General features: G+C 67.7%; 21 protein-coding genes. 8 read left to right on the forward strand and 13 right to left on the reverse strand.

Annotated features, from left to right (window positions below):
- Window positions 1-133: 133 nt before the first annotated feature.
- The 4 genes from ACEN8G_RS22220 to ACEN8G_RS22235 are packed head-to-tail and all read right to left on the reverse strand — an operon-like array spanning window position 134 to window position 3,957.
- Window positions 134-781, reverse strand: a complete 648-nt coding sequence (locus ACEN8G_RS22220) for a DUF1345 domain-containing protein (RefSeq protein WP_413415185.1) — start codon at window positions 779-781, stop codon at window positions 134-136.
- Window positions 778-1,398, reverse strand: a complete 621-nt coding sequence (locus ACEN8G_RS22225) for a hypothetical protein (protein ID WP_413415184.1) — start codon at window positions 1,396-1,398, stop codon at window positions 778-780. The genes ACEN8G_RS22220 and ACEN8G_RS22225 overlap by 4 nt, the downstream gene beginning before the upstream one ends.
- A gap of 59 nt (window positions 1,399-1,457) precedes the next feature.
- Window positions 1,458-2,006, reverse strand: coding sequence for an inorganic diphosphatase (ppa, locus tag ACEN8G_RS22230; protein WP_184164419.1), 549 nt, complete (start codon window positions 2,004-2,006; stop codon window positions 1,458-1,460).
- Window positions 2,007-2,049: 43 nt separating this feature from the next.
- Window positions 2,050-3,957, reverse strand: a complete 1,908-nt coding sequence (locus ACEN8G_RS22235) for a M61 family metallopeptidase (protein ID WP_413415211.1) — start codon at window positions 3,955-3,957, stop codon at window positions 2,050-2,052.
- A gap of 125 nt (window positions 3,958-4,082) precedes the next feature.
- Here ACEN8G_RS22235 and ACEN8G_RS22240 point away from each other — a divergent pair, with 125 nt between their 5' ends.
- Complete coding sequence (locus ACEN8G_RS22240) at window positions 4,083-5,381, forward strand: DUF1295 domain-containing protein (RefSeq protein ID WP_413415183.1); 1,299 nt, start codon at window positions 4,083-4,085, stop codon at window positions 5,379-5,381.
- A gap of 4 nt (window positions 5,382-5,385) precedes the next feature.
- Here the strand turns inward: ACEN8G_RS22240 and ACEN8G_RS22245 are convergent, their stop codons facing one another.
- Together ACEN8G_RS22245 and ACEN8G_RS22250 are read right to left on the reverse strand one after the other, a co-directional pair.
- Window positions 5,386-6,126 carry a 16S rRNA (uracil(1498)-N(3))-methyltransferase gene (locus tag ACEN8G_RS22245; RefSeq protein WP_413415182.1) on the reverse strand — a complete coding sequence of 247 codons (741 nt, stop codon included), beginning with the start codon at window positions 6,124-6,126 and terminating at the stop codon, window positions 5,386-5,388.
- Between the two features lie 31 nt (window positions 6,127-6,157).
- Window positions 6,158-6,856: a hypothetical protein gene (locus ACEN8G_RS22250; protein ID WP_413415181.1), complete on the reverse strand. Its 699-nt coding sequence runs from the start codon at window positions 6,854-6,856 to the stop codon at window positions 6,158-6,160.
- A 113-nt stretch (window positions 6,857-6,969) separates the two neighbouring features.
- Between ACEN8G_RS22250 and ubiA the strand changes: the two genes are divergently transcribed.
- The 4 genes from ubiA to ACEN8G_RS22270 are packed head-to-tail and all read left to right on the forward strand — an operon-like array spanning window position 6,970 to window position 10,348.
- Window positions 6,970-7,884 carry a 4-hydroxybenzoate octaprenyltransferase gene (gene ubiA, locus ACEN8G_RS22255; RefSeq protein WP_413415180.1) on the forward strand — a complete coding sequence of 305 codons (915 nt, stop codon included), beginning with the start codon at window positions 6,970-6,972 and terminating at the stop codon, window positions 7,882-7,884.
- Window positions 7,885-7,915: 31 nt separating this feature from the next.
- Window positions 7,916-9,262 carry a TldD/PmbA family protein gene (locus ACEN8G_RS22260; protein ID WP_413415179.1) on the forward strand — a complete coding sequence of 449 codons (1,347 nt, stop codon included), beginning with the start codon at window positions 7,916-7,918 and terminating at the stop codon, window positions 9,260-9,262.
- Complete coding sequence (locus tag ACEN8G_RS22265; protein ID WP_413415178.1) at window positions 9,255-10,037, forward strand: 3'(2'),5'-bisphosphate nucleotidase CysQ; 783 nt, start codon at window positions 9,255-9,257, stop codon at window positions 10,035-10,037. Before ACEN8G_RS22260 ends, ACEN8G_RS22265 begins: the two co-directional genes overlap by 8 nt.
- Complete coding sequence (locus ACEN8G_RS22270) at window positions 10,034-10,348, forward strand: putative quinol monooxygenase (RefSeq protein WP_413415177.1); 315 nt, start codon at window positions 10,034-10,036, stop codon at window positions 10,346-10,348. The genes ACEN8G_RS22265 and ACEN8G_RS22270 overlap by 4 nt, the downstream gene beginning before the upstream one ends.
- On the opposite strand, the gene ACEN8G_RS22275 is transcribed toward ACEN8G_RS22270, so the two are convergent.
- Window positions 10,345-11,133 (reverse strand): class I SAM-dependent methyltransferase, encoded by a 789-nt coding sequence (locus ACEN8G_RS22275; RefSeq protein WP_413415176.1) that lies wholly within the window; start codon window positions 11,131-11,133, stop codon window positions 10,345-10,347. The genes ACEN8G_RS22270 and ACEN8G_RS22275 overlap by 4 nt on opposite strands.
- Before the next feature lie 87 nt (window positions 11,134-11,220).
- Here ACEN8G_RS22275 and ACEN8G_RS22280 point away from each other — a divergent pair, with 87 nt between their 5' ends.
- Window positions 11,221-11,667 carry an Rrf2 family transcriptional regulator gene (locus ACEN8G_RS22280; protein WP_413415175.1) on the forward strand — a complete coding sequence of 149 codons (447 nt, stop codon included), beginning with the start codon at window positions 11,221-11,223 and terminating at the stop codon, window positions 11,665-11,667.
- Window positions 11,668-11,677: 10 nt separating this feature from the next.
- Here the strand turns inward: ACEN8G_RS22280 and ACEN8G_RS22285 are convergent, their stop codons facing one another.
- From ACEN8G_RS22285 to ACEN8G_RS22300, 4 genes are all read right to left on the reverse strand, one after another.
- On the reverse strand, window positions 11,678-11,866 hold the full coding sequence (locus ACEN8G_RS22285; RefSeq protein WP_413415174.1) for a hypothetical protein: 189 nt from the start codon (window positions 11,864-11,866) through the stop codon (window positions 11,678-11,680).
- Window positions 11,867-11,897: 31 nt separating this feature from the next.
- Complete coding sequence (locus ACEN8G_RS22290) at window positions 11,898-12,608, reverse strand: hypothetical protein (protein ID WP_413415173.1); 711 nt, start codon at window positions 12,606-12,608, stop codon at window positions 11,898-11,900.
- 3 nt (window positions 12,609-12,611) lie between these two features.
- The gene (locus ACEN8G_RS22295; RefSeq protein WP_413415172.1) at window positions 12,612-13,811 is read right to left on the reverse strand and encodes a toxic anion resistance protein; all 1,200 of its coding nucleotides are present in this window, start codon (window positions 13,809-13,811) and stop codon (window positions 12,612-12,614) included.
- Window positions 13,812-13,920: 109 nt separating this feature from the next.
- Window positions 13,921-14,268, reverse strand: a complete 348-nt coding sequence (locus ACEN8G_RS22300; protein WP_413415171.1) for a hypothetical protein — start codon at window positions 14,266-14,268, stop codon at window positions 13,921-13,923.
- Between the two features lie 143 nt (window positions 14,269-14,411).
- Between ACEN8G_RS22300 and ACEN8G_RS22305 the strand changes: the two genes are divergently transcribed.
- Together ACEN8G_RS22305 and ACEN8G_RS22310 are read left to right on the forward strand one after the other, a co-directional pair.
- Entirely contained in the window at window positions 14,412-15,353 is a 942-nt protein-coding gene (locus ACEN8G_RS22305; RefSeq protein WP_413415170.1) for a hypothetical protein, read from the forward strand.
- A gap of 3 nt (window positions 15,354-15,356) precedes the next feature.
- On the forward strand, window positions 15,357-16,127 hold the full coding sequence (locus ACEN8G_RS22310; RefSeq protein WP_413415169.1) for a hypothetical protein: 771 nt from the start codon (window positions 15,357-15,359) through the stop codon (window positions 16,125-16,127).
- 6 nt (window positions 16,128-16,133) lie between these two features.
- Here ACEN8G_RS22310 and ACEN8G_RS22315 read toward each other — a convergent pair whose 3' ends face one another.
- Window positions 16,134-16,508 (reverse strand): hypothetical protein, encoded by a 375-nt coding sequence (locus tag ACEN8G_RS22315; RefSeq protein ID WP_413415168.1) that lies wholly within the window; start codon window positions 16,506-16,508, stop codon window positions 16,134-16,136.
- On the reverse strand, window positions 16,498-17,229 hold the full coding sequence (locus ACEN8G_RS22320) for a hypothetical protein (protein ID WP_413415167.1): 732 nt from the start codon (window positions 17,227-17,229) through the stop codon (window positions 16,498-16,500). The genes ACEN8G_RS22315 and ACEN8G_RS22320 overlap by 11 nt, the downstream gene beginning before the upstream one ends.
- Window positions 17,230-17,249: the final 20 nt, after the last annotated feature.

Consider the following 17,249-nt stretch of genomic DNA (forward strand, 5'->3'; position numbering starts at 1 on the left):
GGGGAGGGGGACCGCCGCCGAAGGCGGTGGTGGAAGGGTGCGGCGGGCACCGCCGCGTTGCGGCTGCCCCTCCACCATTTGCTGCGCAAATGGTCCCCCTCCCCGAGACAAGCTCGGGGAGGAATTGGACCCGCTATCCCCCCAGCACGTTGATCGTGAACGCCAGGATTCCCAGGTTGAACACGAACGCCGCCAGGCAGTGCGCGGTCACCACGCGGCGCAGGCGGCGGCTGGAGATGGTCACGTCGCTGGTCTGGAAGGTCATGCCCAGGCACACCGCGAAATAGACGAAGTCCCAGTAATCGGGCTCCTTGGTGTCGGGAAATTCCAGCCCGCCCGAATCGGCGCCGTTCCGTCCGGCGGTGTAGAAGATATGCGCATAGTGCAGGGCGAAGATGATGTTGCTGAACGTCCAGCTCAGCGCCAGCGTGCCCAGGATCGCCGGCAGCGCCCAGGGATTGGACTTGATCCCGCTCATCACTTCGCTGGCGATCGCGGTGAACACCGCCGCGCCCACGATCACCGTGATCAGCAATAGCATCGCCCGGTTGCCGTCGTTGCGGCAGGCGCTCTCGCGCATCCCGCTGGCGCGGTGGCTGAGCAGCGGCACTGCCGAAAGCAGAAATGCCACCGCGCCCGCGTCAAAGGCCAGCATGATGCCGTAGCGCAGCCCGAACAACGGCAGCAGCAGCCAGCCTGCCACCAGCGTCGCGGCAAGGAACAGCAGGAAGCGCGGCGGCGCGATGACGTTGCCGATGCCCTTGCGGTGCGGCCGGCTCATGTGCGGTGTACCCAGCGCGGGTTGATCGCCCCGACCAGGGCGAGGGCCAGCAGCGCCATCCAGCCATAGCTGTGCGCCTGCATCATCCAGGGATGGTGTGGCTCGCTCAGCAGGAACCAGAGCGAGACCAGTCCGCCGGCCGCCAGCGGCACCGCGCTGAGCCTGGCGATCAGCGCCCCGCGCCAGGCCAGTAGCGCGAGCAGCAATTCGCCGATCCCGAGCAGTGCGAACTTGGCGCGGACCGCGACGAACAGCATGTCGAACAGGCTCTGCGCATCGGGGCCGACCGGCAGGATCTGGAGCAGGATCACGCCTTCGATCTGGTCGAGCAGCGCGGCGCCGAACAGCACCGCCATCGCGATCCAGCCGAGCGCGCGCGCGTCGCGCCGCAGCGCCAGCGCGCCGAGGACCAGGAAGGTCGCATAGGCGGGGATGAAGACCAGCGCGTCCCACCAGCTGGCGCTCAGCTGCGCGACACGGAACTTCTCGGAACAGGGCGGGGCGCCGAACAATTCGGCGAGCTCGGCGGGGCTGCGCACCAGCTCGAGCGCGATTATCGGCCCGGCGCCGTGGGTGGGGCCGCAGGCGACGAGGTCCGGGATGCGCCCGAACCCCATCGACGCGGCCAGCGTCGCCAGCCCGGCTACTGCGCACAGTCGCCAGGCCAGCGCGCGGTTCAGGCGGCCGCGGCCTCCTTGGCCTTCTTCGCGGCTTCGATCGCTTCGAGCACGATCTTGCGGGCCTCTTCCGCATCGCCCCACTGGCCGATGCGCACCCACTTCTCGGACTCGAGGTCCTTGTAGTGCTTGAAGAAGTGCTCGATCTGCTGGAGCACGATCGAGGGCAGGTCCTGCCGCTCGCCGATGTCCGAATAATAGGGGAAGGTCGAGTCGACCGGCACGCAGATCAGCTTCTCGTCGCCGCCGGCCTCGTCCTCGAGCTTGAGCACGCCGATCGGGCGGGCACGCACGACGCAGCCCGGCACGAAGGGCGAGCGCGCGATGACCAGCGCGTCGAGCGGATCGCCGTCGGGCGACAGGGTGTGCGGCACGAAGCCGTAATTCGCCGGGTAGCGCATCGGCGTGTGCAGGATGCGGTCGACGAACAGCGCGCCGCTTTCCTTGTCGAACTCGTACTTCACCGGCTCGCCGCCGACGGGCACTTCGATGATCACATTGAGGCTGTTCGGCGGATCATCACCCACCGGAATCAAATCGATACGCACGCTATGCTTTCCTTAAGCTGGGCGGTTTGCGCGCCCCCAGTCCTCACTTGGGCTGGAGGAGTTTATCCAGGCCAGCCTCTCCTTCGGTTGTTTTCTCAAGGTGCGGATAGCGCAGCCCGTCATGATAGTCGATGGCCACGTCGCGGTAGCGCGAACCGCGCTTCACGGTGAGCTTGATCGGGTCCTTGCCGCCCTTGGCCGCCTTCACTGCGTCCCTCAGCTTGTCGCCGGTAAAGGCCGTGCCGTTCACCGCGACGATCTCGTCGGCCAGGGTGATTCCCGCGTCGAACGCCGGGCTGCCCCACATCACGCCGGAGATGCCCTTGGGCCCGATCGCCAGGCCGATCGAATAGGACAGGTCGGTGCTGGTCTTGGGCGTCGCCTTGTTGGGAGTGTCGTTATAGACCAGCTTGTAGCCGTTGCGCTCGAACCCGCCGAGCGGCGCATTCTGCGAGGTGCCGTTCACCCGCTCGTCGAGGAACTTGCGCCAGTCATAGGGCACGACCTGGTTGAGCGTCGCGACCACATCGTCGAACGTATAGGTCAGCTCGCCATAATCGCCGTTGCGGCCGCCGAAGAAGATATGGGCGAAATCGTCGATCGACTTGGTGCCGCCGCTCTTCTCGCGGATGATCGAATCGGCATCCAGCCAGATCAGCAGGCCCTCGTTGTAATAGTCCTCGCTGCGCTGCCAGCTCACCCAGCCCTTGGGCGAGCGCGGTGTGATCACCGGATCGTTGGTGGTGTCGCCCATCGGGCGCCAGGTGCGGCCCTTCCGGTTGTCGAGGCTGGCGGCGATGTTGGCATACTGGTCGAGCGTGTCGGCCTTGCTCACCAGCCCCGAACGCGCCTGGAAGACATAGCCCCAGAACTGGGTCTGGCCCTCATAGACCCAGAGCAGCGAGCCGCGCATCGGGGTGCGGAAGTCCGGCGTCCACAGGTCGGCGCCGCGGCGGAACTTGCCGTCCCAGCTATGGGTGTATTCGTGCGGCAGCAGGTTGCGGCTGGTCGCCTTCTCGTCCCATTTGGTGAAGAAGCCCAGGCCCGTGCCGTTCTCCGAGCTGCGATGATGCTCGACGCCGATCCCGCCCAGCTCGTCGCTGATCGAGAACAGGAAGCGGTAATGGTCGTAATGCTCGACACCGAAGGTCTTCACCGCCTGCTCGACCAGCTTCTTGAGCGCATCGACATGCTCGGGCTTGGCGGCGAGCTCCTCGGGGCTGTCGGCATAGGCCTCGACCGAGACGCGGTCGGTCAGCTTGAGCTGACGGTAATAGCGGCCGGCCAGCACCGGCGAGTCCATCAGCACGTCGTAATTGGTCTTGTCATAGGTGTAGACGTTGCCGGCCACCTTCGCGTCCACCGCCGAGCTGGCGGTCCAGCCCGCCGGATAGGTCACCTTGGCCTGGATCGGGATGCGGCGGGTGAAATAGCCGGCCGGATAGAGGCTGAGCGAGAAGAACTGCAGGCTCATCAGGTTCGGCGTCATCACGATGCGGCCCTGGTCGCCGACGGTGGCCGAGACGAAGTTGAAGCTGACGTCCAGCTTCTTGGCGCCGGCGGGCACGTCGATGTGGAAGGCGAAGACGTCGACGGGATCGCGCTTCCACGGGATCACCTTGCCGTTCGCCTTGATGACCAGGCCGCCCAGCTTCTCGATCTCGCCGCGCGGGCCGTGCTTGCCGGGGATCCACTTGGGATAAAGCAGCACCATGTGCCCGGCCTTCGCGACCGGGATCGTCTGCTTCACGTTGAAGATGCCGCGGGTGATGTCGGTCGCGTCGATGTCCAGCGTCAGCGTGCCCGGATAGGCGACATCGCGCGCATCGGGGATGGTGTTCGGATAGGGCGCGGTCTGCGCCGGCGCCGAGTTCTGGACCGCCGAAGTCTGGGCGATTGCCGGGGCGGAGACGGAAGCGAGCAGGGCAGCTGCGGCGAGCGCGCGGATCATCGGGGGAAGCGACCTCATTCTTAGGATTGCAGGGTCATAGGACCCTGCGGGCGGGCAGGTAAAGGGCCGCGCGGGCGCGCAATCCTTCACGGGACGCTAACCATTGCGCGCTACTCGTTTCCGCCATGTATCACGATCCCAAGCTGGCCGCCGATGCAAAGGCCGATCCGCGCCCCCGCTCGGCGGTGAGCACCGGGGTGGGTATGGCCGGCCTGGCGGGCATGGCGCTGTGGACGATGTTCGCCACTTTGTACCGGCTCGACGGTCCCTATTCGGCGCTGGTCAACGTCGTCGCCTGCGCGGTGCCGATGGTCCTCTGGTCGCTCCTTGTCGACAAGGTCCACCGCAACCCGAGCACCGGCATCGACTGGTCCTCGCCGCGCACGCTTCGGGAGACGCTCGACATCTCGGTGACCAAGCTCACCGGCCTGTGGCTCACCTGGGGCGGCATCGCGCTGATCTACGCCACCTTCCGCTTCTGGTGGAGCGGCCGCTACGCCAATTTCGCCTGGTCGATCTGGTGCATCGAGATGGCCGCGCCGGCGCTGTTCCTGCTCTCGATTCCCTATGTCCTCTGGCTCGACCGCAAGCTGGTCCAGCCCAAGGACGGCGCCTGGCATCTCGGCGCCTGGCTGATGGGGCTGAAGGAGCCGATCGACACTTCGGCGATCCACAACCATCTGCGCAGCTGGGCGGTGAAGGGCTTCTTCCTCGCCTTCATGCTCTCGATCGTGCCGCCCAATTTCGGCGACTTCGTCGGCTGGAACTTCGCACGGATGTTCGACAGCCCGGCGGTGATCGCCAACTACTGCATCAGCTTCATGTTCGTGATCGACGTGGCCTTCGCCACCGCCGGCTACATCCTGACGATGCGGCCGCTCGATTCGCATATCCGCACCGCCACGCCCTATGCGGCGGGCTGGACCGCGGCCTTGATCTGCTATCCGCCCTTCGTGCTGATGAACGAAGGCGGCGTGCTCGACTATCATCCCGGCAGCGCCGACTGGACCTGGTGGTTCGCCGGCCATCCCTGGATACTGGGCGGGCTGGGCGTGGTACTGGTGGTGCTGACCGGCATCTATGCCTGGGCGACGATCGCCTTCGGCATCCGCTTCTCGAACCTCACGCACCGCGGCATCCTGACTCACGGCCCCTATGCGTGGAGCCGCCACCCGGCGTACCTGTCGAAGAACCTGTTCTGGTGGCTCTCGGGGCTGCCCTTCCTCGCCACCACGACCTGGGTCGAGGGGCTGCGCAACGCCGCGATCATGGCGTGTGTGAGCGGCATCTATTACTGGCGCGCGCGCACCGAGGAACTGCATCTGGGCAGCGATCCGGCGTACCAGGAATATAGCGCCTGGATGCAGCGCAACGCGCCGGTCCCGCGGTTCTTCGCCTGGGCGGGAAGCAAGATTCGCGGCTAATCCGTCACCAATCCCCCGCAGCCCCCATCCACAATGCCACCGCGGCCGCCGCCGCTGTCTCCGCCCGCAGAATCCGCGGCCCCAGCGCGATCCCGATGGCGCGCGGATGCGCCCTGATCGCCTCGCGCTCGCTGTCGTCGAAGCCGCCCTCGGGTCCGATCAGGATCGCTGCCGGTCCCGGATTGGCCCGCATCGCATCCGCCGCCGGCACGCCGCCGGTCTCGTCGGCGAAGAACAGCACGCGCTCCTCGGGCCAGTCACGCAGCAGCGCCGGCAGCTTCACCATCTCGTCGAGCCGGGGCAGGGCAGTGCGCCCGCATTGCTCGGCCGCCTCGATCATATGGGCGCGCAGCCGCTCGAGGTTGAGCTTGTCGACCACCGCGCGCCGGGTCAGCACCGGCACCAGCCGGTCGACGCCCAGCTCGCACGCCTTCTCCGCGATCCAGTCGATCCGCCCCTTCTTGATCGGCGCCACGCAGAGCCAAAGGTCGGGCACCGGCTCGCGCTCGCGCAACTGGTCGGTCACCTCCAGGATCAGGTCGCGCTTGCCGATTGAGCGGGCGACCCCGGCCCATTCACCGGTTCGATCGTCGAACAGCTTGATCGCCTCGTCGAGCTTAATCCGCATCACCGAGATCAGATAATGCGCCTGCGGCCCGTCGATCCTGATCTCGCCGGGCGAGAGCTCGGTCTCGACGAACAGGCGCGGGGCGGACTGGGGCGGCCAGGCGGGCGTAGCGGGCATGCCCCGCTCTAGCGCGTGCTCCGGCTCGCAGTCACTCCCCCATGCCGCCCATACCGCCGCCTGGGCCCATCCCGCCGCCGAAACCGCCACCGCCGCCATGCCGGCCACCGCCGCCGCCGCCGTGCCGGCCCATGCCACCGCGTCCGCCGCCCTGCTTGCCCGGCTTGAAGCTCGGCGTGTCGAGCTTGGGCAGCTCGCTCTTCTCGATCTTGCCGTTGCCATTCTTGTCGAGCAGCGCAAAGCGCTTGTCGGCGGCGATGCGGAACTCGCGCGCGTCCACGCCGCGATCGAAATTGATGTCGGCCACCACCACCGGCTCGGGATAGTCGAAATAGCCGAAGCGCGCCGCGCCCTGCGCGACATAGGTCGCCTTGGGCCGGGGCGCATCGCTGTCGCCGCTCCCCTCGGTCGACTCGGGCTCGGTGCCCATATAGCCGCCGACCCGGATCATCGGCGCGACCACCGTCTCGTAATATTCGATCTCGTCCGGATCGATCTCACCGTCCTTGTTCTTGTCGAGCGTCGCGAAGAAGCGCGCGGCATCGGCTTCCATCTCGTCCTGCGTGAGTATGCCGTCATGGTTCGTGTCGGCCTTGTCGAACCAGATATTGGGCGCGTCGGGCCCGCGGAATGGCTCGCCCATCGGGCTGATGAAGAAATTGGGCGTGCTGTCGGCCAGGGCGGGGCTGGCGATCGCGGCGAGGGTGAGGCTGGCAAGGATAAGGCGCATCGGATGTTTCCGGAATGAAAGGATCCGATCCTGCCCTCGGCGCAGTTTGTCGCAGAATTATGCCAGATTGTTGCGGGCTTGATCTTTCCGCCCGCCGCGCGGAGACGGGACGCATGGCAGAGGCGCAGCAGATCGTTCCGGATACCGAGCATCGCGGGCTGGTGGGCCTGCTCCCCAGTGGTTGGCGGCCCTATGCCCTGCTCGCCCGCTTCGACCGGCCGATCGGCTGGTGGCTGCTCTTCTGGCCTGGCGCCTGGGCGGTCGCGCTGGCCAAGGGGGCGGTCGAGCGCTGGGACCTGATACTTTGGCTGCTGCTCGGCAGCATCGCGATGCGCGGGGCGGGCTGCGTGTTCAACGACATCGTCGATCGCGACCTCGACCGCCAGATCGCGCGCACCCGCAGCCGACCCGTGGCGAGCGGCGCGGTCTCGGTGAAGGCGGCCACGCTCTGGCTCGCCGCGCTGTGCCTGGTCGGGCTGGTCGTGTGGCTCCAGCTCCGCTGGCCCGCCCGGCTGGTGGCGCTGGCCAGCATCGCCCCGGTCGCCGCCTATCCCTTCATGAAGCGGATCACCTGGTGGCCCCAGGCCTGGCTCGGCCTGGTCTTTTCCTGGGCCGCGCTGGTCGGCTGGGTCGAGATCGGCGGCCAGCCGTTGCTCCCGCTCGCCCTGCTCTATGCCGGCTGCATCGCCTGGGTGATCGGATACGACACGATTTATGCGATCCAGGACATCGAGGACGATGCGCTGGTCGGTGTCCGCTCCTCGGCGCGGGCGATGGGAAGCCATGTCCGGGGCGGCGTCACCGCTTTCTACCTCGTCGCGCTGGTCTGCTGGGGCGCGGCCTTCTGGCAGATGCGCCCCGATCCGTTGGCCCTTGCAGCGCTGCTGCCGATGGCGCTCCACCTGCTCTGGCAGGTCGCCACGCTCGACACGCGGGACGGCGCCAATGCGCTCGCCCGCTTCCGTTCGAACCGCAATGCCGGCCTGCTGATGTTCGCCGCCTGCTTCGTCGTCGGACAGACGCTTTGACGTTCCGCCTCCGGCTCCCTAAGTCCCCTCGATGCTGACCATCTCCGAAGCCTGCGAACGCGCCGCCGATGTCGTCGCCCGCGCGCGCGCCGCCGGCGCCGATGCCGCCGATGCCGTGTTCGCCGCCGACAGTTCCCAGTCGATCTCGGTGCGCATGGGCGAGCTCGAGGATATCGAGCGCTCGGAGAGCGAGGAGCTCGGCCTGCGCGTGTTCGTCGGCAGCCGCTCGGCCAGCGTCTCCACCTCGGACCTCAGCTCCGCCGCGATGGACATGCTCGTCGAGCGCGTCGTCGCCATGGCGAGGGAGGCACCCGAGGACAAATGGGCCGGCCTCGCCCCCGAGGACCGGCTGCTCCACGGCAGCCCGCCCATGCTCGACCTCGACGACGGCGCGCATGTCGACCCGCCGACGCTCAAGGCCCGCGCCCTGCTCGCCGAGGAAGCCGCCCGTGCGGTTGCGGGCGTGACCAACAGCGAAGGCGCCAGCGCCGGCGCGTCGCGCTCGGTGATGACGCTTGCCACCAGCCATGGCTTCACCGGCGGCTATGCCCAGACCAGCCATGGCATCTCGGCCAGCGTGCTCGCCGGCACCGGTGGTGGCATGGAGCGCGATTATGCGCATCACTCCGCACGCCACGCCGCGATGCTCGAAGCACCCGAGGCGATCGGCCGGCTGGCCGGAGAGCGGGCGGTGGCACGGCTCGATCCGGCGAGGATTCCCAGCGGCGCGATGCCGGTCGTATTCGATCGCCGCGTCTCGTCTGGGCTGATCGGCCATTTCCTCGGTGCGATCAGCGGCTCGGCGATCACCCGCAAGACCAGCTTCCTGCTCGACAGGCTCGGCCAGCAGGTCTTCGCCAGGGGCGTGACCATTTGCGACGATCCGCACCGTCCGCGCGGCCTGCGCTCGCGTCCCTTCGATGGCGAGGGCCTGCCCGTCCAGCCGGTCAAGCTGGTCGATGCCGGCCTGCTCGAGACCTGGCTGCTCGAAAGCGCCTCGGCGCGCCAGCTTGGCCTCGAGCCCACTGGCCATGCCTCGCGCGGCATTGGCGGAGCCCCGGGCGTCGCGCCGTCCAACCTCTATATGGAAGCCGGCCATATCCCGGCCGAGACTTTGGTCGGCGAGATCGAGTACGGCATCCTCGTCACCGAGCTGATCGGCCAGGGCGTCAATGGCGTTACCGGCGACTATAGCCGCGGCGCGGCGGGCTTCCTGATCGAGAAGGGTGAGATCACCCGTCCGGTCTCGGAGATCACCATCGCGAGCAACCTCAAGGACATGTTCCTGGCGATGACGCCGGCGAACGATCTCGAATTCCGCTACGGGATCAACGCGCCGACCCTTCGCATCGACGGGATGACCATCGCCGGTGCCTGAGGCCGGACTCGCCTCCGAAGTCGCGGCGATCGCCGCGGAGGCCGGGCGGCTGGCGATGGCGCGCTGGGACACCGACTTCAAGCGCTGGGAGAAGGTGCCGGGAAGCCCGGTCTGCGACGTCGATCTCGAGGTCGATTCGTTGCTTCGCATCCGCCTTGCCGCGCTGCTGCCCGATGCCGGCTGGCTCTCCGAGGAGACTGCGGACAACGCCAACCGGCTCGCCGCGCGGCGCATCTGGGTGGTCGATCCGATCGACGGCACCCGCGATTATCTGCGCGGACGCCCTGGCTGGGCGGTGTCGATCGCGCTGGTCGAGGACGGCCAGCCGGTGATCGGCGTGCTCGACGCGCCGGCGCGCAGCGAAGTGTGGACTGCGGAGGCGGGGCAGGGCGCCTTCCGCAACGGCGTGCGCCTTGCCGTCACCCCACGCGACATGCTCGCTGGCGCCCGCGTGCCGGCCGACCAGTTGCCCAAGGTCGACGGCGACCTGGTGATGGTCGCCAAGCCCAATTCGATCGCGCTGCGAATCGCAATGGTCGCTGCGGGCGAGGCCGATCTGCTCGCCACGATCCGCTGGGGCAATGAGTGGGACGTCGCGGCCGCGGTCCTGATCGCACACGAGGCAGGGGCGGCGATCACCGACGCGCTCGGCCGACCGCTCGGCTTCAACACGCCGAGCGGCCAGGCTTTCGGCGTGCTCGCCTCCGCGCCGGGCATCCACGCCGCTGCGGTCGAGCGGCTAGCGGATCGGGCAAGGGAAGTGCTGGAGAAATGAGCATGGCCGATGGCCCGATCGTCCTGATCAACCGGTTCGACATGGCACCCGAGCATCAGGCGCGGGTACTCGCGCTCCTCACCGAAGTGACCGAGCAGATCGTCCGTCACGCGCCCGGTTTCCTCGGCGCGACCCTGCATCGCAGCCTCGACGGCCAGTCGGTGACGATGGTCGCGCGCTGGGAGAGCCAGGCCGCGTACCAAGCGATGCGCGCCGATCCGCGGCCCTTGCCCTGGTTCCAGCAGGCGCTGGAAGTCTCCACCTTCACCCTCGGCATGTACGAAGCCGTCGAGGAATTCCGCCCCGCCTAGCGCGTCGCCACCGCGATCAGCGCGGTCGACGGGATCGGCAGGATCGCCCGCCCCTCCGCCAACCGCCGCACCTCGGCGACCACTTCCGCCCGCTGCGCATCGTCGAGCGCCGCCCAGTCCGGGCTCATCCCGAAAAGTTCGTCCGGCGTGTCGAGCTGGCTGACGCCAAGCGGGAAGTCATGCACCACCACGTCGATCTTCGGCGGCTGGAACCCCGCATCGACCATTGCTGCCGACAGCCATTCGGGATCGCCCAGCGCCACCGCGCCCTCGGGCAATTTGGTCTTGCCGTTGAGCCTGGGGAACAGCCGCCGGCGGATCTGCGAGAGCAGCAGGAAGGTCGCCGCGCCCTCGCTCTGCCAGGTGGCGAGCACGCCGAGGCCGCCGGGCCTGGTCACCCGCGCCATCTCGGCGAGGCCCTTGCGCCAGTCGGGGAACATGATGACGCCGAACACCGAGAAACTGACGTCGAAGCTCGCGTCGGGCAGGTCGAGCGCCTGGCCGTCCATCACCTCCGCATCGACATTGGGCAGCCCCGCCGCGGCGATCCGCGCGACCATGCCCGGCGAGAAGTCGGTGGCGAGGACATAGGCTCCGCTCCGCGCGGCCGCGAGCGCCAGCGCGCCGGTCCCCGCCGCGACGTCGAGCACCTGCATGTCGAGCGTCAGCGTCACCCGGGCCAGCGCCTCCTCGGCGAACCGCGCGGTGAAGGGATGGGCGGTGCGCTCGTAATTGGCCGCGGCATCGTCCCAGTGGGCGGGGTTCTCGTGCTTGTTCTCGGTCATGGGCAGCCTTTCGCGAATCATGTAACATGATAAGTATCGTGAAAGCCTGCGCTTGCCAACCGGCCGCGCGGACCCGAGGAAGGATCGATGCGAAAGGACAGCCGCCTATCCCGGATGCTCCATGTGCTGCTCCACATGGTGCGGCACGACGGGCCGATGACGTCGGAGCACATCGCGAAGATGCTCCAGACCAACCCGGTTGTGGTCCGCCGGACGATGGCCGGGCTGCGCGACGCCGGCTATGTCCGCTCGGAAAAGGGCCATGGCGGCGGCTGGGCGATCGCCGCCGACCTGGAGAAGGTCTCGCTGCTGGACATCCACCGCGCGGTGGGCGGCCCCACCCTGTTCGCGATCGGCAGCGAGCAGGAGAGCCCGGCCTGCGCGGTGGAGGCGGCGGTGAACGAAGCGCTGGACGACGCACTACGTGAAGCTGAGGCGCTGCTGGTTGCCAGGCTGGGCGCGGTGAGTCTCGCCGAACTGGCCCGCAGCTTCGATGCGCGCTGCGTGGCGGGCGGCTGGCCGCATCCGGCCTGAGGCGTGCGGGTTAGTGGTAATATAGCGACAGCAAAACCGCGGTGAGTGCTATCGTCAGGCACGACAGCGGCCCCGCGAGCGCAACTGCGCCCCAAAGCCCGGCAGTCCGGTTCGCGCTCCTGAAGTCGGCGACCATTTTCTGGGCGCAGTAGGTGGCGGTGATCACCAGCAGCGCCAGAGGAATCAGCAGCAATTCCATCAGGCGCGGCCCGAGGCCGGGCCGGGGACGATCACCCCTCTTCGCCCTGATATTTGATCTGCAGATACCGCCCGCGCGTCGCCAGCGCGTCCAGGTCGCCCTGGGCCAGCTGCGACGTCATCTCGGCAATCTCATCGTCGATCAGCTGCAGCCCCTGGGCGAGCTGCTGGTCCGGGGTCAGGCCGTTGCGCTCCACCCGGCGCAGTGACTCGGGGACGCGGGCATAGCCCTTGACCAGCTCGGGCAGCTGCTCGCCGACCAGCTTGCGCACTTCCATCGCCGCCGGGCTGTTCTCGTCGAGCGTGGCGAGCTGCGGGGTGAGCGTCTCCAGCTTCACTCCGATCGAATCGACCAGCCCGCGCACCGGGGAGGGCAGGGCGGGCCGCTGCGTCTCGAGCCAGCGCTCGGTCGACCGCGGCAGTGCCTTGAGCGGGATCTCGGCCAGCTTCTCGACATTCACCGGCGCGCTTGCCGGCAGCACCGCGAAGAGCATCGTCGCCGCGATCAGCAGCAGCCCGACCAGCATCGCACCCATGATGCCCAGCGGCGACACGATCAGCGCGAAGGCGATCGCCCCGGCGAGGATCGCGCCGTCCGCCGCCGCGATCCGTCCGAGGCGGCGAACCACTTCGGCCTCGCGGTGCTGGCGGTTGCGACCGGAGACCGCCACATCGGTGCGGCTGCGCACCCGGTTGAGCGTATCTCCGATCCGGTTCAGTTCGCGATCGACATCGGTGGGCACGGCTTACATCGCCTCCAGCTTGAACTGCTCCGCCCCACCCGAGACCTGGTTCTGCGACGCCCCCTCGGCGCGGGCGATATAGCCCTTCGACTTCTCGACTTCGTCCGACAGCGTGTTGACCGTGGTCTTCATGTTGTCGAGCGCCTTGAGCTTGAACGTGTCGATCGCGTCCATCGTGTCATAGATGTTCTGGAACGCGCGCTGCAGCGTCTCGACCGGAATCGTCGAGTTCGCCGCCTGCTCGTGGATCGCCGCCGACTGGCTCTTGAGCAGCGTGCCGGTCGCATCGATCAGCCCCGCCGTGGTGCTGTTCAGCGCGGTGATCTGGTCGAGCACCAGCTTCTGGTTGGTCAGCGCCTGCGCCACGGTCACTGCGGTGCGCAGCGCCGAGACGGTGGTGGTGCTGGCGCGGTCGACGCCCTTCACCAGCTCGACATTGTTCTTCTTGACCAGGTCGAGCGCGAGATAGCCCTGCACCGTCACCGCCATCTGGGTGAGCAGGTCGGTGGTGCGCTGGCGGACATAGAAGAGCGCGGTCTCGCGCAGCGCCTTGGCCTTGGCCGGGTCGCTGTGATCGAGCTCGTTGGCCTTGTCCTCGATCTTCGCATCCATCGCCTTGGACAGATAGATCATCTGCTCGAGCCGGCCCATCGAGGCCCAGAGATTCTGCCGCTCGGTGTCGATCGCGGCATTGTCCATCAGCAGCTCGTCCTTGCCATTGGCCAGGCTCTTGAGAATGCCGTTGATGTGCGTCTGCGACGATTGGTACTTGCGGAAATATTGCTGCACGCTGCCGCCGAAGATCTTCGACAGGAAGCCGCCGCCACCGTTGATCAGCTTGGCGTTCTGGCTGGGATCCAGCTCCTCGACCTTCTTGCGCAGCGCGAGCAGATCGGCGCCGACGCCGTCATTGCCCATCGCCTTGACCGGCCGGTCGAGGAAGCGATTGGACTGGCCCGCCGCGTCGCGGATTTCCTTCTGCCCCATCGCCGAGATCGCATCGACCCGCTTGCCGAATTCGGGCGAGTTGACGTCCTGCGCGACGAGATCGTCGATGAAGCCGTCGACCCGCGCTTCCAGCTCGCTCTTCTTCTTGTCGTCCACCGGCACCAGCCCGGCCGCCTTTTCGGGCGCGACGACCTTCACCGGCTCGGGCGGAGTGAGCACCAGATCCTGATCGGCCACCAAGGTCTCGCTTGCCATGCGTACGTCTCCAAAGCTGTCCCGGGCCCAGCATAGGGCGATCCGGACCGCAGTCCAACTGTGTCGTTTATGTAATACACCAAGGCCGCCCCGCCAAGGGCCGGCGTCCTCAGCGGGTTTCGCTCTTCACCTGGCTCGAGCGATAGATCTGCTCGCCATTGCGCAGCACCGTCAGGCTGCAGCCATTTTGCGGCACCGCGGTGCCGGCGCAGAAGCGTGCGCCTTCCTTCGCGCCCTCGCCTTCGCTGGTCGAGCCCTTGGCGGCCGAGAGGAACACCGGCTCGCCCGACCCGGCGACCAGCACATGGCAGGTGCCGCTGCTCGAATCGCGGCAATTGAGCAGCAGCTTGCCGGTGGTGAAATCGGCGTCGAGTATCAGGCTCACGCTCTGCTTCTCGGTCTTGGCCGCCGAGCAGCCCGCGAGCAGCACCAGCGCCAGCAACAGACTCTTCTTCATCGCCTTACTCCTTCGCTGCCAACATAGGCGCGGTTGGCCGCAGGAATAGCGGCACCAGAGGATCGTTGAACAGCCGTTCCGTTCATCTGCCGGTCAGCCTTCGCCCCGATAAATCGCCCGCGGGTTCGAAAAGGGGGATTTCCATGCATCAACGGCTGCGCGTCGCGGCATTGCCCGTCCTGCTGGCGCTCGGCGGCGCCGTGTCCGCGCCCGGGCCCGCGATATCCTATGCGCTCGCGCCCGAGATGCAGGGCGACGCGATCGCCGCGCTCGACGTCACGATCCGGCTCAAGGCGGACAAGTCCGGCACCACGACGATCGACTGGGTCGACAGCTGGGCCGGCGAGCGCAAGCTCGGCCAATGGGCGCGCGACATCCGTGTCGAAGGCGCCAGCTCGACCGCGCCGGCGCCGAATGGCGGCCGCATCGTCCGCTCGGCCCCCGGTGCGGCGCTGGTGATGCGCTACCGGATCGTCTCCGCCTATGATGCCGATCCCACTGCAGGCAACAGCGAGCGGGCGCAGCCGGTGGTCCGGCCCGGCTGGTTCTATGCGGTCGGCGAAGTCCTCTATGCTCGCCCGGTCGACCGCGACGAGGCGCCGGCCCGCTTCGCCTGGAACGGGCCGAAGACCCTCGGCTTCGCCTCCGATACCGAACATGCCACGGGCCTGGGCGGTCACCCCCGCACGGTGACCGACATCCTCGAGAGCATCGCGATCGGCGGGCGCGACCTGTCCGTCTCCACCGTCACGCTCAATGGCGCCCCGGTCCGCGTCGCCCATATCGGCAGCTTCAACTTCGACGTGCAGGCCTTTGACAAGCTGGCCCAGCAGGTCGTCTCGGTCGAGCGCGATTTCTGGCGCGAGGACAAGGTCGGTCCCTTCCTGATCACCGCCATCCCGCTCGCTTCGGTGCCCGGGCGGCTCAGCTATGGCGGCACCGGTCGCAGCGATGCCTTCGCCACCTGGATCGATCGCGACGCGCCGCTCTCGGGGCTCGCCTGGCTGCTCGCGCATGAATATTTCCACAGCTGGAACGCCCGCCAGCTCGGCCGCTTCCCGCAACAGGCCGAAACGCAGGTCTAATGGATGAGCGAGGGCTTCACCGATTTCTATGCCCGCCGGCTGATGCTGCGGGCCGGGCTGTGGACGCCCGAGCAGTTCGCCGCCGACTGGAACGAGATGCTGCGCGCCTATGCCGCCTCCTCCTTCCGCGCGACCGGCAATGTCGCGGCCGCCGCCAAATTCTGGAGCGGGGACTATGATGCGGAGAAGATCCCTTATCAGCGCGGTGCGCTGCTCGCGGCGCTTTGGGACCGGCAGCTCCAGGCAAAGGGCCTGGGCAGTCTCGACACGGTGCTGCGCGCCCAGCTCGCCCGGACCCGCGCAGCCAAGGAGCCGCCCCAGCTTACCGACGGCTTCGTCGCGGAGATCGGCCGCGCCGGCTTGGACATTCGCCCGGACCTGGACCGCTATCTCACCCGTGGCGAGCCGCTCCTCCTGCCCGAAGATGCGTTCGGCGGCTGTGCCGGGCTGGTCACCGCCGATGTCCCGGTGTTCGAGCGCGGCTGGGATCCCGACGCAGTGTCCAAGGCGGGCAATGTCCTGACCGGGCTGGACCCGGCCTCCAACGCCTATGCCGCGGGGCTGCGCGACGGGATGAAGATCCTGCGCCGTGTCGCGGGCGAGCCGGGCAATTCGGCGGTCGATTATGTGCTGGAGGTGCAGGACGGCACGGAGAAGCGCAGCTTCACCTTCCGCCCGGCAGGCAGGAAGACACTGCGCACCCAGCAGATCGTGCTCGATCCGGCCCGCTTCGCCGCGGAGCCGGGCAAGTGCAAGACGGCGCTGGCCGGCTAGGCGCGGCTAGCGTGCGGTGAACGCGCCGAACGCCAGCCAGCCGGTGCCCGACGCCTGGACGGCATAGCTCTGGCCGGGCTTGAGCTTCAGGCCGGCCGGCGTGCCGTCGGCCTGCGAAAACCCGTGGGGAACCTTGGCGAACTCGACGCTGGCGATGCAGCCCTCGTCCCCGCCGGCGATCTGCCACAAAGGCTGGCCGCCCTTCGGCTCGCCTTCATAGACCTCAAGGTTGCGGATGCAGGCCGGTTTGTCGCTGGATATCCGCGAAAGCGAGAAAGTCGCGCGCCCGTCCTTCTGGTCGATCCGGATCTCCGCGCCCTGCTGGCAGGCGGCGAGGACAAGGCTCAGAAGGACGAGGATCGGCATTCGCTTACTGCGCATAGATGCCGGTGCCCTTGAGCTTCGCGCGGAGCCTGTCGGCCAGCGTGCGATTCTGCGGCACGTTCAGCGCGCGCTTCGCCGAGCCGAATTCGCCGACGATCTGCGCCTGGCCTTCCAGCGTCTCGTGGAACCAGTCATTGTTGCGCGAGCCATAGTCGTAGAGCTTGTCGGGATCATAGCCGTGCGCCTTGAGTTCGGACGCATAGCGCGTGCCGAACCGGGCGAAGCCCAAGGTCGCATATTGCACCACATGGGTATATTCATGCAGCAGCATCTCGATGCCGCGCAGCGAGTTCGAAAGGTCGTTGTGGGTGAGATATTTCAGGTCCGACTTGATATAGATGGTATTGCCCAGGGTGATCGCCGGATTGCCCTTTCGGAAGGCGATCGCCGCCCAGGCCGATAGCCCTGCGCCCTTCACGATCCGCACATCGGCGGGATTGATCCGGCTGCCCCAGGCTTCCTGCACCAGCTGCGTCTCGACATGGGTCAGCCGTCGGGCGTGCCAGCCGCGATCGAGATCGAGGATCCAGTTGGCCGTGGCATGCGGCAGCTTGCCGAGCGTGGTCATGAACTCCTGAAGTGCGGAGAGGAAATAGCCGCGTATCTCTCCGGCCGCCGCCGCGGCGGCAGAGCTTCCGGCGGCGATGATCCGCTCGACCAGTTCCTTCTCCGCCCTGTTCAGCAGCCGCCGGGCGATCGCGATCGGATCGGGGTTCATGCCGGCTAAACGCCGCCGGG

The organism is Sphingomonas sp. Sphisp66, from assembly GCF_047324325.1.
Lineage (GTDB): Bacteria > Pseudomonadota > Alphaproteobacteria > Sphingomonadales > Sphingomonadaceae > Sphingomonas.

Bases quoted from the DNA above. Each gene is read 5' to 3' on its own strand.
- ACEN8G_RS22220 (WP_413415185.1), bottom strand. From the start codon at position 781: ATGAGCCGGCCGCACCGCAAGGGCATCGGCAACGTCATCGCGCCGCCG.
- ACEN8G_RS22225 (WP_413415184.1), bottom strand. From the start codon at position 1,398: ATGGGGTTCGGGCGCATCCCGGACCTCGTCGCCTGCGGCCCCACCCAC.
- ACEN8G_RS22235 (WP_413415211.1), bottom strand. From the start codon at position 3,957: ATGATCCGCGCGCTCGCCGCAGCTGCCCTGCTCGCTTCCGTCTCCGCC.
- ACEN8G_RS22240 (WP_413415183.1), top strand. From the start codon at position 4,083: ATGTATCACGATCCCAAGCTGGCCGCCGATGCAAAGGCCGATCCGCGC.
- ACEN8G_RS22245 (WP_413415182.1), bottom strand. From the start codon at position 6,126: ATGCCCGCTACGCCCGCCTGGCCGCCCCAGTCCGCCCCGCGCCTGTTC.
- ACEN8G_RS22250 (WP_413415181.1), bottom strand. From the start codon at position 6,856: ATGCGCCTTATCCTTGCCAGCCTCACCCTCGCCGCGATCGCCAGCCCC.
- ubiA (WP_413415180.1), top strand. From the start codon at position 6,970: ATGGCAGAGGCGCAGCAGATCGTTCCGGATACCGAGCATCGCGGGCTG.
- ACEN8G_RS22260 (WP_413415179.1), top strand. From the start codon at position 7,916: ATGCTGACCATCTCCGAAGCCTGCGAACGCGCCGCCGATGTCGTCGCC.
- ACEN8G_RS22270 (WP_413415177.1), top strand. From the start codon at position 10,034: ATGAGCATGGCCGATGGCCCGATCGTCCTGATCAACCGGTTCGACATG.
- ACEN8G_RS22275 (WP_413415176.1), bottom strand. From the start codon at position 11,133: ATGACCGAGAACAAGCACGAGAACCCCGCCCACTGGGACGATGCCGCG.
- ACEN8G_RS22280 (WP_413415175.1), top strand. From the start codon at position 11,221: ATGCGAAAGGACAGCCGCCTATCCCGGATGCTCCATGTGCTGCTCCAC.
- ACEN8G_RS22285 (WP_413415174.1), bottom strand. From the start codon at position 11,866: ATGGAATTGCTGCTGATTCCTCTGGCGCTGCTGGTGATCACCGCCACC.
- ACEN8G_RS22295 (WP_413415172.1), bottom strand. From the start codon at position 13,811: ATGGCAAGCGAGACCTTGGTGGCCGATCAGGATCTGGTGCTCACTCCG.
- ACEN8G_RS22300 (WP_413415171.1), bottom strand. From the start codon at position 14,268: ATGAAGAAGAGTCTGTTGCTGGCGCTGGTGCTGCTCGCGGGCTGCTCG.
- ACEN8G_RS22305 (WP_413415170.1), top strand. From the start codon at position 14,412: ATGCATCAACGGCTGCGCGTCGCGGCATTGCCCGTCCTGCTGGCGCTC.
- ACEN8G_RS22310 (WP_413415169.1), top strand. From the start codon at position 15,357: ATGAGCGAGGGCTTCACCGATTTCTATGCCCGCCGGCTGATGCTGCGG.
- ACEN8G_RS22315 (WP_413415168.1), bottom strand. From the start codon at position 16,508: ATGCGCAGTAAGCGAATGCCGATCCTCGTCCTTCTGAGCCTTGTCCTC.
- ACEN8G_RS22320 (WP_413415167.1), bottom strand. From the start codon at position 17,229: ATGAACCCCGATCCGATCGCGATCGCCCGGCGGCTGCTGAACAGGGCG.